This window comes from Streptomyces plumbidurans (genome assembly GCF_019857225.1).
GTDB classification, from domain to species: domain Bacteria; phylum Actinomycetota; class Actinomycetes; order Streptomycetales; family Streptomycetaceae; genus Streptomyces; species Streptomyces plumbidurans.
This window is the reverse complement of sequence record NZ_JAFJSY010000009.1, coordinates 151,935-165,760: the sequence shown is the minus strand read 5'-3', so window position 1 is coordinate 165,760 and position 13,826 is coordinate 151,935. Positions and strand designations below refer to the sequence as shown.

General features: G+C 68.0%; 17 protein-coding genes and 1 tRNA gene. 10 read left to right on the top strand and 8 right to left on the bottom strand.

What is annotated here, in order from left to right:
- Positions 1 to 67: 67 nt before the first annotated feature.
- Positions 68 to 523 carry a hypothetical protein gene (locus tag JYK17_RS08030; RefSeq protein WP_108008894.1) on the bottom strand — a complete coding sequence of 152 codons (456 nt, stop codon included), beginning with the start codon at positions 521 to 523 and terminating at the stop codon, positions 68 to 70.
- A gap of 226 nt (positions 524 to 749) precedes the next feature.
- The gene (locus JYK17_RS08025; protein WP_108008892.1) at positions 750 to 1,889 is read right to left on the bottom strand and encodes an ABC transporter ATP-binding protein; all 1,140 of its coding nucleotides are present in this window, start codon (positions 1,887 to 1,889) and stop codon (positions 750 to 752) included.
- Positions 1,890 to 2,105: 216 nt separating this feature from the next.
- On the opposite strand from JYK17_RS08025, the gene JYK17_RS08020 reads away from it, so the two are divergent.
- The 3 genes from JYK17_RS08020 (at position 2,106) to JYK17_RS08010 (ending at position 5,027) form a co-directional block, all read left to right on the top strand.
- A tRNA-Thr gene (locus tag JYK17_RS08020) sits at positions 2,106 to 2,179 on the top strand.
- Positions 2,180 to 2,997: 818 nt separating this feature from the next.
- Positions 2,998 to 4,311, top strand: coding sequence for a NucA/NucB deoxyribonuclease domain-containing protein (locus JYK17_RS08015; RefSeq protein WP_128802271.1), 1,314 nt, complete (start codon positions 2,998 to 3,000; stop codon positions 4,309 to 4,311).
- Positions 4,312 to 4,388: 77 nt separating this feature from the next.
- Positions 4,389 to 5,027 carry a DUF6461 domain-containing protein gene (locus tag JYK17_RS08010; RefSeq protein WP_108008888.1) on the top strand — a complete coding sequence of 213 codons (639 nt, stop codon included), beginning with the start codon at positions 4,389 to 4,391 and terminating at the stop codon, positions 5,025 to 5,027.
- A 59-nt stretch (positions 5,028 to 5,086) separates the two neighbouring features.
- Here the strand turns inward: JYK17_RS08010 and JYK17_RS08005 are convergent, their stop codons facing one another.
- Positions 5,087 to 6,511, bottom strand: a complete 1,425-nt coding sequence (locus tag JYK17_RS08005) for a condensation domain-containing protein (RefSeq protein ID WP_108008886.1) — start codon at positions 6,509 to 6,511, stop codon at positions 5,087 to 5,089.
- A 304-nt stretch (positions 6,512 to 6,815) separates the two neighbouring features.
- On the opposite strand from JYK17_RS08005, the gene JYK17_RS08000 reads away from it, so the two are divergent.
- The 4 genes from JYK17_RS08000 to JYK17_RS07985 all read left to right on the top strand — a co-directional run bounded on the left by JYK17_RS08000 (position 6,816) and on the right by JYK17_RS07985 (position 8,664).
- On the top strand, positions 6,816 to 7,067 hold the full coding sequence (locus JYK17_RS08000) for a hypothetical protein (RefSeq protein ID WP_108008884.1): 252 nt from the start codon (positions 6,816 to 6,818) through the stop codon (positions 7,065 to 7,067).
- Between the two features lie 175 nt (positions 7,068 to 7,242).
- A complete protein-coding gene (locus JYK17_RS07995) occupies positions 7,243 to 7,608 on the top strand; it encodes a hypothetical protein (protein ID WP_108008882.1) in 366 nt (121 codons plus the stop codon).
- Between the two features lie 203 nt (positions 7,609 to 7,811).
- Positions 7,812 to 8,168 (top strand): hypothetical protein, encoded by a 357-nt coding sequence (locus JYK17_RS07990; RefSeq protein ID WP_108008880.1) that lies wholly within the window; start codon positions 7,812 to 7,814, stop codon positions 8,166 to 8,168.
- A gap of 115 nt (positions 8,169 to 8,283) precedes the next feature.
- Positions 8,284 to 8,664 carry a hypothetical protein gene (locus JYK17_RS07985; RefSeq protein WP_234548047.1) on the top strand — a complete coding sequence of 127 codons (381 nt, stop codon included), beginning with the start codon at positions 8,284 to 8,286 and terminating at the stop codon, positions 8,662 to 8,664.
- A gap of 77 nt (positions 8,665 to 8,741) precedes the next feature.
- Here JYK17_RS07985 and JYK17_RS07980 read toward each other — a convergent pair whose 3' ends face one another.
- The 3 genes from JYK17_RS07980 to JYK17_RS07970 all read right to left on the bottom strand — a co-directional run bounded on the left by JYK17_RS07980 (position 8,742) and on the right by JYK17_RS07970 (position 10,159).
- Complete coding sequence (locus JYK17_RS07980; RefSeq protein WP_108008876.1) at positions 8,742 to 9,053, bottom strand: hypothetical protein; 312 nt, start codon at positions 9,051 to 9,053, stop codon at positions 8,742 to 8,744.
- A 189-nt stretch (positions 9,054 to 9,242) separates the two neighbouring features.
- Positions 9,243 to 9,536 (bottom strand): hypothetical protein, encoded by a 294-nt coding sequence (locus JYK17_RS07975; RefSeq protein WP_108008874.1) that lies wholly within the window; start codon positions 9,534 to 9,536, stop codon positions 9,243 to 9,245.
- A gap of 143 nt (positions 9,537 to 9,679) precedes the next feature.
- The gene (locus JYK17_RS07970) at positions 9,680 to 10,159 is read right to left on the bottom strand and encodes a hypothetical protein (RefSeq protein WP_108008872.1); all 480 of its coding nucleotides are present in this window, start codon (positions 10,157 to 10,159) and stop codon (positions 9,680 to 9,682) included.
- A 351-nt stretch (positions 10,160 to 10,510) separates the two neighbouring features.
- On the opposite strand from JYK17_RS07970, the gene JYK17_RS07965 reads away from it, so the two are divergent.
- On the top strand, positions 10,511 to 11,254 hold the full coding sequence (locus tag JYK17_RS07965; RefSeq protein WP_108008870.1) for a hypothetical protein: 744 nt from the start codon (positions 10,511 to 10,513) through the stop codon (positions 11,252 to 11,254).
- 74 nt (positions 11,255 to 11,328) lie between these two features.
- A complete protein-coding gene (locus tag JYK17_RS07960; RefSeq protein ID WP_108008868.1) occupies positions 11,329 to 11,616 on the top strand; it encodes a hypothetical protein in 288 nt (95 codons plus the stop codon).
- A 131-nt stretch (positions 11,617 to 11,747) separates the two neighbouring features.
- Here the strand turns inward: JYK17_RS07960 and JYK17_RS07955 are convergent, their stop codons facing one another.
- Both JYK17_RS07955 and JYK17_RS07950 read right to left on the bottom strand, forming a co-directional pair.
- Positions 11,748 to 12,233 carry a GNAT family N-acetyltransferase gene (locus JYK17_RS07955; protein WP_222810096.1) on the bottom strand — a complete coding sequence of 162 codons (486 nt, stop codon included), beginning with the start codon at positions 12,231 to 12,233 and terminating at the stop codon, positions 11,748 to 11,750.
- 9 nt (positions 12,234 to 12,242) lie between these two features.
- The gene (locus JYK17_RS07950; protein ID WP_222810095.1) at positions 12,243 to 13,163 is read right to left on the bottom strand and encodes an aminoglycoside phosphotransferase family protein; all 921 of its coding nucleotides are present in this window, start codon (positions 13,161 to 13,163) and stop codon (positions 12,243 to 12,245) included.
- On the opposite strand from JYK17_RS07950, the gene JYK17_RS07945 reads away from it, so the two are divergent.
- Complete coding sequence (locus JYK17_RS07945) at positions 13,162 to 13,818, top strand: rhomboid-like protein (protein WP_108008862.1); 657 nt, start codon at positions 13,162 to 13,164, stop codon at positions 13,816 to 13,818. The genes JYK17_RS07950 and JYK17_RS07945 overlap by 2 nt on opposite strands.
- Positions 13,819 to 13,826 lie beyond the last annotated feature (8 nt).

The window sequence follows — 13,826 nt, the reverse complement described above, 5'->3', positions numbered from 1 at the left end:
GCCGGCAACCGTTCCTCGGCCGGCCGGTGCCCTCCTCCCGGCCGTCGGCGGGGGAGGAGGGGCCGCGTCAGATGTGTGAAGCCGCGACGCCGGAGGCGAAGGACGTGTCGCAGACCGGGCGGGCGTACGACTGGGCGCGCGTCGGGCCGTAGATGCGGACGGCGGCGCGGCCCAGGGCGCGGGCGATGGACGTGCAGTGCTTCGCGAGCGATGGACGCTCGGCCACGGCCTGCTGGAGGTGCGTGAGCACCACGCCCGGATCGTCCTCCTGGAGCTCGGTCAGGAGCTTGTCGCGCAGCACGTCCTGGGGGGCGCGGTGGGCCGCCTTGGCGTCCGCGGCGATGTCCGAGGCGTCGGACGCGGTGAGGACCGAGCTCGACGGGTTTCCCGACCAGTTGACTCGGGTGACCGCGAGGGTCCCGGAAAGCACCAGGACGACGGGCAGGACGAGGGCGAGGGTGCGGCCGATCCGTCGGGCGGGGCCCCGGCCGCGTCGCTTCTGTTGGTTAGTGGAGTGCTTCACGCGAGTGAGAGTAGCGCCAGGTGATGATTTGGCGACATTTAGTCACCGGTTCGAGGGAAGAAGAGCCGCCCCGGACGAGGTACGGCGTTGACGTACGCTGCTCGAAATGACCGGTCTGCCGGGGTATTTGTCGACAACGAAAAGGGCCCCGCAGCGGTTTGCGGGGCCCTTTTCGTCAACCTGGGTGAATTACCCGGGATGAGATGTTTCCGGGGTGACGTTTGCGTCAGTCGCTGAGGCGCTCACCCGTGGAGGTCGAGAACACGTGGGTCTCGCCCGGACGCGGCACGACGTGCAGCGTGGCGCCCTTCTCCGGCACCCGGCGGCCCTCGACGCGGACGACGAGGTCCTTGCTCTCGCCGCCGACCTGGGCCGCGCCGTACACGTAGCCGTCGGCGCCGAGCTCCTCGACGACGTTGACGGAGACGGCGAGACCGGCCGGCTTGTCCTCGGTGTCCTTGGACAGGGACGAGGTGGCGCCGCCGCCGTTCTCCTCGACGATGTCGAAGTGCTCGGGGCGGACACCGACGGTGACCGTGGTGTCACCCTTGTCGGAGGCGGCCTTGAGGGCGTCGCGGTTGACCGGGACGACGCTGTTGCCGAACTTCACACCGCCGTCGGTGATCGGCACCTCGACCAGGTTCATGGCGGGGGAGCCGATGAAGCCGGCGACGAAGAGGTTGGCCGGGCGGTCGTACATGTTGCGCGGCGAGTCGACCTGCTGGAGCAGACCGTCCTTGAGGACCGCCACGCGGTCGCCCATCGTCATGGCCTCGACCTGGTCGTGGGTGACGTAGACGGTGGTGATGCCGAGGCGGCGCTGCAGCGAGGCGATCTGCGTACGGGTGGAGACGCGGAGCTTGGCGTCCAGGTTGGACAGCGGCTCGTCCATGAGGAAGACCTGCGGCTCACGCACGATCGCGCGGCCCATCGCCACTCGCTGGCGCTGACCACCGGAGAGGGCCTTCGGCTTGCGGTCCAGGTACTCGCTCAGGTCGAGGATCTTCGCGGCCTCTTCGACCTTCTTGCGGATGTCCGCCTTGTTGACGCCGGCGATCTTGAGCGCGAAGCCCATGTTGTCGGCGACGGTCATGTGCGGGTACAGCGCGTAGTTCTGGAACACCATGGCGATGTCCCGGTCCTTCGGCGGCAGGTGGGTGACGTCGCGCTCACCGATGCGGATGGAGCCGGCGTTGACGTCCTCGAGCCCCGCGAGCATCCGGAGCGAGGTGGACTTGCCGCAGCCGGACGGACCGACGAGGACGAGGAACTCGCCGTCCCCCACCTCGATCTCCAGGCCGTCAACGGCGGGCTTCTCGGTGCCCGGGTAGATCCGGGTCGCCTTGTCGAACGAAACAGTGGCCATGGTGAAGGGCCCCCTTCTACCGGCAGGAACGTGCCGGACGATCCGTTGTAGGAAGGTGGTGGTGTAGTCCACACGAGTGAACTGGCTCAGGACGCTACCTGGAGTTCGCCCGATCTGTCAGTACCCGAGGACCAGTGAACTTCGCGGAAATTTTCGACAGGCACCCCCTCGGACCTGGGTACACTGCACGGGCACACACACGAAACACACGTGCATGCCTCCTTAGCTCAGCTGGTCAGAGCGCCGCTCTTGTAAAGCGAAGGTCGTCGGTTCGAATCCGACAGGGGGCTCTTTCACTGCCTGGGACAACGCCCCCGAGATCCTCGATCTCGGGGGCGTTGACGGTAGTTCTTGACGGCAGTGCCCTGTGACGGCGGCGCCTGTGTCACCGCGATCTGCTAGTGCTCGAGGATCTCCATCACGGTCCGGGTGCCGCTCCGGTCGTGAACAGGAGTGCCCGCATCCGTGCCGGGTGTCGCGGAAGCGGACCTGCGGTAAACCTGCGGATTGCTGTGTCAGTCCTTCCTGGCGGTCGCGCGCTGTGCCGCCTGCCGTAGACGCTGCCATCGGAGCGGTGCCACACACATCAGGGGAGTCGGAATCACACGCGCCCGGCGCCTCTGTGGTGTCGAGACAGAGCAGATTGTCACCACGGCGCAGCGTGAGCGACTGCAGCCGTCGACCGCCGAGGAGAAGGACCCTGTTTTGGGGGTCAGGCTGCCCATTCAGATGATGAGCACGGTGGAGCCGGCTCATGCCAGTGTCGTGCATCGTGATCTTCATGCTCGTTGGGTTAAAAGCGAAGAGCGGGCTGGGTCGTTCGGCCGTAGTGGGGCTGAAGATGCCGCTCCTCCGGTGGCGACGGTGTGCAGGGTACGGAGGATCGCTAGCAATCGGCGCCCTTGAGGAGATAGCCACGGGTCCCTGCGCGCATCAGGCGCCAGTGGCTGGTTATGTGCAGATTCTTTGACCTTCCTGTGTGCATCGTGATCGGATCCATCTGGCCCGGCGCGAGATTCATCCGTTCCGGGCCGCTTGGTGTGCGCGCCTGACCAGCGCGTACGGACATGCCAACACGGGAGAACACTTGCGACTCAGACGAGTCCTCATGATGGTGCCCGCGCTCGTCCTCGCGGCGGGTGCAAGTAGCACCGCCGTCGCCGACGACACGGCCAGTTCCACGCGGGCGGCGGCTGTTTCCTCGGCGCCGACTGCCGGATCGGCTGGCTCATCGCAGATCGTGCAGCCGCGCTCGTCAGTCGGCAGCGCTGCGTCATGTGACCGAATACGTGAGCAGGCCGCGGCTGTGGGCCGGACGACGGCGCTGTGCATAGAACCTGTCGCACCGTCACAGGTGCCCAGAAAGATCGCGCGGTCGGCTGCCGCAGGGGGCGGGATTACGTGGTGCGACGGCCAGCAGTCGGGGGTGGTGCACGTGACCCGGACGTCCATCTGCGAGGACCAGGTCGTCAACCTCACACTGTTCGATACACAGAACAAGGAAGTCCTTGGAACGGCCTATCTGACCGTCAAGCAGCAGGTCGATACAAAGAACACCGACACCAGCTTCGGCGAATACTTCTTCCTCCGCGTGCAGGGCGCCACAGCGGCACTGGCCAGCGGTTTCAACGTAGCGGTCAAGGCCAACTGCCTTCCCGCGTGCAAGCAGGGGTCGGGCCCATGGACCGGCGCCGCACCAGTCACCATCCTTTCGGAGAAGGAGGGCACCTGGCAGCGGAACTGGACCAAGAACACGCTGCACGACAACCTGATGCTTGAGTACACCCTCACTGCCTCCTATGCCAACGCGAAGGGCTCCTACACGTGGGGCGTAAACCAGAGCGCCGGGTGGGAAGTTCGCTGCGACAACGAGATCGGCGGTGGCACGACACCCGGTTGCGTGGTGCCCTCCTTCACACCGACCCTCGAAATCCCTGCCAAGTACAGCGAGGCACGGCAGTTCATCGGCATGGCTCAGGCCAGCATGGCCAGCCACCCCGGCTGGGAGGGCAGGGGGCAGCCCTTGCACCGAGAGGCAAATGAGACGACCGCTCGCAAGAACCGCGAGAAGGTGTGCGACAGCACGTTCAAGGCCGATGCGAGCACGCCCAAGCCGGCCCAATGCGACGAGTACCCATTCGCCAAGTCCAAGGAGAGCGGCGCTCAGCAGGGGGTTACCTCGGGCAAGACATGCCAGCAGTACATGGTGGTGTCCGAGACGATCGACGGCAAAAGGTATCTGTCGTTGACCTGGCCCGGTTTCAGCCAAGGCAAGATGCCTCCTGCGAACGCGCAGTGCGCTCGCGCCAGCATGCCCAAGGCCCAGAATGAGGGCGTCGGCGGGGACCTCGGGCGCAAGACCAAGCAGTGGCGTCTTCTCGACGGCGACGGATACTGGGTTGACGCCGGGAACAAAAAGTAACCTCCGCACGCCACTGCGCTGCCCAGCCGTTGTGGCCGGGCAGCCAGCGGACGTGCGATGAAACATCCGCCGAGGCCATGATGAGCAACGAAACCTTTCCGAACATGCGGCTGTACCCGTTCGGGTACTGCGCGATCTTCGTCAAAGGTGCTTCCCCGACAGAGCTCCTCGCGCGAGCGGCCGGCACTTCCGCGCAGCCGATCGCATTGAGCCGGGCCGAGGCCGACATCATCACGATGCGTGGGGATGACATCGGCGCAGACGACCTGCCCGGCCTGGACACCGATGGACTCCGCGAGGCAGGGCTTCTTGAGGGACACGGCACCGTGCTTCGCGCCGGCAGGCACGGAGACTGGTCCTTCGCCGTCGAGGCGGAGGGCGTCCACCTGGCTGCCGATGAGATTCTTGCCGCCATGTCTCGCGACACGGTCGCCTTGTCCCTGCGGGAGAGCGACTCGGGATCGTCCTGGATTGCCTATGCGGAAGACGGGGACATCCTGTCCTCCTTCGACCCGCTCTTCCCCGACGACGACTATGGAAATAACACTGCCCGATTGGAGCAACTCACCCGGTATCGGGAAGCCATCAGCGGCGGCCAACGCGCCGACGCCTTCGTCAACGCCGTACGCGCCATCCAGCATGCACTGAGGTGCACGGTGCCCGCCGAGTTGGACGAGCATCGAATGCCGGCGATCGGAATCGCCGACGGTGACTGACGTTCGGAGCGGACGGCAGGCTCGCCCCCCGGTGGGGGCGGGCCTGCCGTGGTGTGGGGTCATCCGGCCAGGTCGGCCGGGGCGAGTTCGGCGGTGTGTTGTTCGCGGGCCACGGTGAGGATGACGTCGCGCAGGCGCTCGACGTAGAGCCGCATGTTCTTGTACGCGGCGTCGGTGTCGGGGTAGCGGCAGGTGAACCACAGGCCCTCGTGGAGCCGGTTCAGCCAGACGCAGACCTGGTCGCCGTAGGAGACCCTGACGAGGCCGTAGGCGCTCAGCTCGTCCCAGCGCTCGGAGCCGGGGATGCCGCGGGCGTCAACGTACGACACGATCGAGTACAGGTCGGGCGAGGTGGGGCGGAAGTCGGCGCCGAGCAGGCGCAGCACCCGGGCCAGCGGCATGCGTGCCAGTGACCTGTTGGCCTGCAGTTCGGCGCGCACCGTCTTGACGGCAGCCAGGAAGTCGGGTGCCTGGTCGACCGCCACCTCGATGGGGGCGCCGCCGACGTACCACCCCACGGAATTGGACCACTTGGACTTCACCCGCGTGTGGAAGGGGACGACCGCGCGGTAGACGGGCTGCCCGCCGATCTCGTGGACGATCAGGCTGGTGGCGGCCAGGATGCCGACGAGGCTGCCGCCGAAGGGCCGGCAGTACGACTCGAAGGCCGCGGCGGTGTCCGCGTCGACGAGCATCTCGCGCATCAGCTTCTGGGTGGGCAGCGGGCCGCCGGGCTCGAGGCCCAACTCCACGGGGAAGTTGGGCAGTTTGCCGTCGCACCGCACGATGAAGTCGCGCCAGCGGCTGACGATCTCGTGGGTGGCGTCGATGCGGTCGGCGTCCGCGCGCTCGATCTCGCAGAAGTCGACGTAACTGCCCACCGGCGCCGCCTCGGTGGGCCGGCCCGCGACGGCCGCCGCGTAGAGCTCGTGGATCTCGGCGGGGATACGTTGGATGGAGTAGGCGTCGACGTTGCTGTGGTCGAAGCCGACGTACACGCTGGTGCAGTCGTCCCTGATCACCGCCGCGTAGAGGAAGTTGGGCCAGCACAGCGCGTTCGCGCAGGTGTCGAAGCGGTCCTGGAGGTGCTGGACGAGCCGGTCCGCGTCGGCGAACTCACCGACGTCCGCCCGCTGCAACGACACCGCCTCGGGTTCGAGGGTGAAACGGTGCATCTCGTCGCCGTCCCAGCGGAAGCCGCTGCGCAGCGTCTCGTGCCGCAGCGTCCAGCCGCGCAGCGCCTGTTCCAGCGCGTCGAGGTCGACGGTGCCGGGGATGTCGAAGGCGGTGCCGAGCCAGGTCGGCACGAACAGCCCGTCGTCCCGGACGGTCTTGGCGGTCCTGATGTGTCCTTCCTGGACGTACGCCGGCGGCCGGGGGTCGGCCGGCAGGTCCGCGGCGGCAGCGACGGTCGCCGGACTGAGCGCCCACTCGACGAGCCGTCCGGGCCGGACCTCGCAACGCTGGATGTCGGTCATTCGCACGGGCGTCTCCGTTCGCAGTTGGAGCCCGGATCGGGCGGACCCGATCAAGGGAATGCCGCGACCGCGAAAGGAGATGCCCGGAACATGATGTGTTCCCACTTTTGAGTGGATTGAGTGATCGGCGGTTGTGAGCCAATCGGTCTGCCGGGCATCACGCGGCGCTTGATACGGCGCAACTCCCTTGTCCACGTTCGGACACGGGGCATTGGGCAGCACGGAATCCCCTTTTGTGACTGATAGTGTTCGTCCAGTCACAGTAGGCAATCAGCCTCGATTTACCGGCGAATGAAGGACCGAGGGTTCCATGCGCAAGCTTCAACAGGCCATGATCGCAGCGGCAGTGGCGGCCGGCGGTCTGTCCGCCATCGGCGCCGGCACCGCCTATGCCGGTGGCTACGGCTACGACGACGCGCCGAAGGCGACCGAGCACTACCGCCCGTACCAGGAGTGCAGCCCGCAGACGGCCGCCGAGGGCGATCTGCCGATCAGCGTGCTGGGTCTGTCCGAGACCTACGACACCACCTGCGGCCAGTTCAACAACGCCTTCACCGACTGAGGCCGGCAGCCCAGTCCTGCGCGACGCTCTCCCGCGGGCCCCTCGGGGTCGACCCCCGACGGGGCCCGTTCGTGTGCTGCGGCCCGGAGTGCGAGGCCGCCCCCAACTTGTGGCCCGGCGCGGCCGGTTCGCGGCGCGAGGCGTACGGGCGCCCCTCTCGAAGGAAACGGATCACATGTTCAGTGGAAAGAAGACCGCGGCCGTCTCCGGGCTGCTGTGCGGCCTCATCATGACCGGCGCCGGCGTCACCCAGGCACACGCCGCCGCGGACCCGGGCGCCTGCTCCGTCGACCTCCAGGGCAACGTCACCTGTGTCCAGCGCATCACCGGTGAAATGCCCGCGGGCGACGGGGGGTTCGCCGTCCGCAAGTCGACGACCTGTGTGCCGGTGCAGCCCATGAAGCTTCCGGTCATCCCCCTGCTGAACAACGGGGCCACGCGGATCGGTCCCGAGGTGACCTGTAATCCGGACGGTTCCACGGCGCCCAAGAACGACCAGAACGACGACGGTTTCGAGCTTCCCGGTGGCCTGCTGGGCTGACCCTCTGTCATGTGTGAACGGCCGGGCCGGGGTTATTCGGACCGGCCGTTTTCCATGGTGATGAATAAGAAAAATGTTTATCACCATAAACCGACACGGTGCTGAGAGAGCCAATAGATCCCAAATGACTACGTTTCGTCTGTATATGCTCACATTAAGTAGTCAAACCAGGGCGTCAAGCCCAGCCAGGGAAGGGTCTCAATATGCGCAAGTTTCAGCGGGCCGCAGTCGTAGCGGCTGCGGTCGCGGGACTGTCCGCTCTCGGTACCGGCGTCAGCATGGCCGACGGCTTCGGCGGAGTCACCGCGGTGGCCTCCTCGCAGGCCAACGCCGTGGCCGGCTGGGGCGCCCCGTCCGCTCCGCAGGCGGCTCCGCAGGCGGCCCCGCAGGCCGCCCCGTACTTCGCGCCGACGAACGGTTTCAACTACATGCCCCAGGCGGGCTACGCGGCACCCCAGGCGGGCTACGCGGCCCCGCAGACCGGCTACGCCACGCCCGAGGCCGGCTACGCCGCTCCGCAGACGGGCTACGCCACCCCGCAGGCCGGCTACGGCCAGTAAGGCGCCCAGCAGGGACGCACGCAACATCCTCACAGAGCAACAAGCAGCCCGGACGCGCGGCAGAACCCTTCAGGGTGCGCGCCCGGGCTGCATCAATTGCAAAGGAAAGCAGCGCATGTTCAGTCGAAAGAAAATGGCCGCCGTCTCGGGGCTCGTCGGAAGCATCGCCGTGATCTACGTCGGCGGCGCGCAGGCGTACGCCGCCGACTCCTCGGGGGACTGCAAGACCACCGCCGCCGGGGAGACGACCTGCGTGCACAAGAGCGAGGTCGTCCACAAGGACAAGCGCGGCACCTTCGTCGTCAAGCAGGACCAGAAGTGCTCGACGACCTACCGGCCGCAACTGGTGCTGACCGACGACGAGATGCTCACCCGCCCCGGCACCACGACGGTCGGGCCCAAGGTGGAGTGCTCGAACACGACGCCGGTACCGAAGGGTTTCAAGCGCCCGCACATCGAGCGCCCTCGGATCGAGCGCCCGCACATCGAGTTCTGACGTACCGGGTTTTCCGGCGAAACAAAAACCTCGGTGCCCCGGCCTTTCGACCGGGGCACCGAGGGAGTTCTACGGCCTTACTTGCCGACGCTGTTGTTGCAGCCCATGTCCGAGCCCAGCGAGGTCTGCTGCGCTCCGGCGTTGCCCTCGCCGTTCAGCAGGTTGCCGCCGAGGCCGTTGAGGATGCCGACCTGGCCGAGGACGTCGACGTTGGCGTCGTGTGAGCGGCAGGTGGTGCTCTGCAGGACGCTGAAGCTGGAGGTCCCGCGGTGCCCGTCCTCGCCGCCCGAACCCCAACCGCCCTGGTCGGCCTGCGCGGCGCCGGCACCGAGGAGCCCGACGCTGCTGATGGCGGCGACCAGGACGGCAGCCTTGCGAAGCTTGTGCATGTCATCTCCGGTGGAGTGAAGTGGATGCGACCTGTCACAGATCGACTTCGTGCAGTTACGGAGGCTAATACGAAATATCTGTGCAAATACGTACGGCACGCCGAATTCGGGCAATCCTCACCGGCTTGGTCGACAAAAAGGTCCCGGCGCCGAGTCGGGCTCGGTGCCGGGACCTGATCGCCGCGTGAATCAGAAGGCGCTGTTGTTGCAGCCCATGCTCGAGCCGATGTGGGTGTCCTGGGCGCCCGGGTTGCCCTCGCCGTTGAGCGCGTTGCCCAGCAGGCCGTTGAGCAGGCCCACCTGGCCGAGGACGTCCAGGTTCAGGTCGTGCGACTTGCAGTTGGAGCTCTGCAGGACGCTGGTGCGCTGGTCGCCGCCTTGGCCCCCGTGGCCACCCTCGCCGGCCTGGGCGGTGCCGGCGCCGAGGAGCCCGACGGTGCTGATGGCGGCGACCAGGACGGCAGCCTTGCGAAGGTTGTACATGTCATCTCCGGTGGAGTGAAGTGGATGCGATCTGTGGCAGATCGACTTCGTACAGCCACGGAGATTAGTAAGAAATATGAGCAAATCGGGCATCGACGCGCCGAATCCTGTGATCTTGTCGTAACGGCGGCCCGGTATGGGTGCTAGTTGGACTGTGCCTTGGCCAGGGCGTTCGCCTGGTTGTTGGCCTGGCCGCAGTCGACGCCCTTGGTCTCGGCGGCGGCGAGCAGGGCGACCGGGACGTTGGCGTTGAGCAGGTTCTGCGGGCTGCACTCCTGGTACGGGCGGAAGAGGTTGTTCTGCTCCACTGGACCGGACTGCGCCGAGGCGGGCTGCGGGCTGAGCTGGGGGCTGAGCTTGGGGCTCACCTGCGGGTTGAGCTGAGGGCTGACCTCGGCGCCCTGCGTGGGCAGCGACATCCGCTGCGGAGCGGCGGCGGGCGAGCCGTAGCTGTGCGACGTGGCCTGCGAGCTGCTCAACGCCGCGGCCTGGGCGTCCTGTTGTGGAGCGGGCGGCGGAGCGGTGTACGCAATGGGGGCGTCGGCGAAGCTGGGGGCGACGCCGATGGCGGACAGGCCCCCGGCTGCTGCTGCGACGAGCGCGACGTGCTGGAACTTGCGCATGGAACCCTCGGTCCTTCATTGACCTGTGCATGGGACGTACGGAAATGCTGGATGGACCATTGCTCTGGCCCTGTGGCAACGACCTGTCCGACGGCCCGGTCACGGGAGCCGGGACCCCGTCACCCATTTGCCGGGGGGCGTACGGCAATTGGGCCGGTAATCCGATCAATGGCAAACGGGTGACGGGTTTTTCGACCCCGTGACCGGCCCGGCGGAAATGTCGTTGCCAGCAGGGAGAGGGCAGTGGACAGGTATCGGAGAGAGGGATCACGCAATCCGCTGTCGGCTCCGGCGTGACTGCGCTGAATACAACGGATTTCCCTGCACAGGTATTGAAGGGCCGAGGGTTCCATGCGAAAGCTTCACAAGGCCGCGCTCGTCGTAGCGGCGGCCGGCGGTCTGTCCGCCATCGGCGCGGGCGCCAGCCACGCCGAGACCATGAGCGGGTACTACCCGAGTGCCGCTCCTGCACCGGCGCCCTACTACCCGGCACCTCAGTACCAGGCGCCCCCGGCTCCGGCCCCGCAGTACTACGCGCCTCCCGCGCCGCAGTACCAAGCACCCCCGGCACCCCAGTACTACGCGCCGCCGGCCCCGCAGTACTACGCGCCTCCCGCGCCGCAGCAGAGCGCTCCGCAGGCCTCGGCCGCGACCACTTCGGCGGGCATGGCGCAGGCCGCTCCGCAGTACGTGCAGCCGGCGATGCAGGCCGCTCCTCCGGCGCCGCCGCAGGTCGGCCAGGCCTCCGCCTTCGCCTCGTCGAACGGTGCCGCGCAGGCCGGTTCGCCGTCGTACGCCCCGCAGCAGCAGGCCGCTCCCCAGCCGCAGGCGGCCCAGGTCGTGCCGCAGGTCGCACCGCAGACCGCGCCGCAGGTCGTGCCGAAGGTGGCCCCGCAGGTCGACATGCCGCAGGTCTTCAACCCCGAGCCGGCGCCGCACGTCGCGCCTCAGGTGAACCCGCAGGTGAACCCCGAGGTGAACCCGTTGATCAATCCGCTGATCTCGCCGGCCAGCGCGCCGCAGGTGCCCGGGCTCGGCCTCGGGCAGGTCGCGGCGCCTCCCGTCGGGCAGTTGGGTCTGCCGCGCCTCGGCTGACGGCCCGTCCGTAGTTGTCCACCGCTTCCACCCGATCTGCTGCAGATCACACCCGCTCGATCAATGGAGAAGAAATGCGCAAGCTTCAGAAGGCAGCCGTCGTGGGTGCCGCCGTCCTCGGCAGCATCGGTTCCTTCGGTGCCGGTACCGCCTTCGCACACGGTGAGGCGGGGGCGCACGACGGCGGCTTCGACATCTCGCAGGGCATCGAGTGCCGCTCGCACGACATGAACATCGACGTCCTCGGCAGCGTCGGCGCCCTCAACGGCGTGCTGGGCAACGCGCTCAACGGTGAGGGCAACCCGGGTGCGCAGGACCACCACCTCGGTTCGGACATGGGCTGCAACAGCAAGGCCCTCTGAGCAGTCGCGTCACCGCTTCTCCGCAGCACCCTCCCCGGCTCCCCCTTCAGGGGTGCGAAGGCCCAGGTCAGGAGCGATCCTGCCTGGGCTTTCGCATGTCCCGGGCCTTTCATGTCCCGGGCTTTCGCATGTCATGACGGACGGTGGTCGGCCAGCGCCCTGAGGGGTTCGTCGGTCAGCCGGTACACCGTCCACCCGTCCTGCGGGCGGGCGCCGAGGGACTCGTAGAAGGCGATGGAGGGAGTGTTCCAGTTCAGGACGGACCATTCGAGGCGCTCGTAGCCGCGGGTGGCGCAGATGCGGGCCAGTTCGGTGAGCAGGGCCTTGCCGTGGCCGGTGCCGCGGGCGGTGGGGCGGACGTAGAGGTCCTCCAGGTAGATGCCGTGGACGCCGCGCCAGGTGGAGAAGTTCAGGAACCACAGGGCGAAGCCGACCGGGTCGCCGGTGGTGTCGTCGGCGGCGATGTGGGCGAAGGCGGCGGGGTGCTCGCCGAAGAGTGCCTCGTGGAGCTGGGCCTCGGTGGCCCTGGCCTCGTGCGGGGCCTTCTCGTACTCGGCGAGTTCGCGGATCAGGGTGTGGATGACGGGGATGTCGGCGGGGGTCGCGGCGCGGATCATGGGGTGAGGCTAACTGGCGGGGTCGCGCAGGCGGCGGGCGATCTCCAGGTGCTCCGGGAGCGGGGGCCGGTTCTCCTGCAGTTGCCAGACCGAGTTCTGCAGCACCCTGCCCAGCGTCCAGGCGCGTGCCCGGGCGCGGTCGAGGCCGAGGACGTTCGTCATGGCGTCGAACCGCCACCGCACCTCGTCCGCGTCGAAGCGGTTCCACAGCGCCGGGAAGAGGTCGAAGCCGGGGTCGCCCGCCAGCGGCTTGGGGTCGATGGCGAGCCAGGGCGCGCGGTCGGCGCCGAGGACGTTCTCGAAGTGCAGGTCCCAGTGCAGCAGCCGGTCGCCGGGCTCGTCGGCGACCTCGCGTACGGCTGCCGCGCAGTCCGCGAGCAGCCCTCGCTCCGGGCCGGGGACACCGGGCAGCGCCACCGCGGTCCGCTCCAGGAGCCGCGTCGCGATGTCGCCGAGCTGTCGCAGCCCCGCCGGCGCCGTGGTGGCCGTCAGCCGGGCCAGCAGCCGGGCGACGACCAGGGTCGCCTCGCGGGAGTCGGGCAGGTCGTCGAGGAGGCGCCCCGGGTCGAGTCGTTCGAGCAGCAGGCTGCCCGTCCCCTCGTCGCACTCCAGGAGCCGTACGGCGCCGTCGCCCCGCCAGGTCCGCAGCGCGAGCGGTTCTCCGGCGGTCTCTTCGTCCACGTCCTGGAGTTTGAGCACCGCGCGTGTCCCGTCGGCCCGCAGCACGGGCAGGACCAGCGCGCAACGGCCGTACATGGACGGGCCGTCCGGCCGTAGCCGCCACAGCTCCAGCAACCGCGCGGCCCGCGCCGGGAGTCCGGCGACGAACGCGCGGCCCGCCGCGCCGCCGAACCGCTCGTGCCGGGCGATGAACGCCTCCGGAATGTCGATCACGCGGGCGACGATACTTGCGTGCGTGAATCGCCTCATGCGAATTGAGCGGGGGCTCGGCGAGAGGGTGTGGGCCTACGTCCGCAGTGCGCCCGGCACGTACGTGTGGCTGGCGATTCTGTTCGTCACCACGGTCGCCCTGCACCACATGTCGCCGCAGTTCGAGCAGGACTTCCTGCGGCAGCGGTCCACGAACATCCATGAGCTGTCGAACGACCCCACGCGGGTGCTGGTGCAGAGCGCGATGTGGATCGACGGCGGCCACTGGGTGCCGTACGCCGTCCTCTACACCCTCTTCCACGCGCAGGCCGAGCGCTGGCTCGGGACGCTGCGCTGGCTGATGGTGTGCGTGGCCGCGCATGTGCTGGCCACGCTGATCAGCGAGGGGGCGCTGCTGATGGCCGTACGGGACGGGATGGCGCCGTACTCGGCCATCAACACCCTGGACATCGGGGTGAGTTACGCGCTCGCGGGGGTGGTGGCCGTGCTGACGTACCGGATCGCGACGCCGTGGCGGTTTCCGTATCTCGGCGTCGTGCTGGTCGTGTACGGGGGGCCGCTCGCCGCGACGCCCACTTTCACCGACTTCGGGCACTTCCTCTCCGTGCTGATCGGGCTCGCCTGCTATCCGCTGGTCAGAGGGCGTGGAGAAGCGTGGAGTCCGAGGGAGACATGGGCTGCCCCGAGGCATTAACTTTCCGG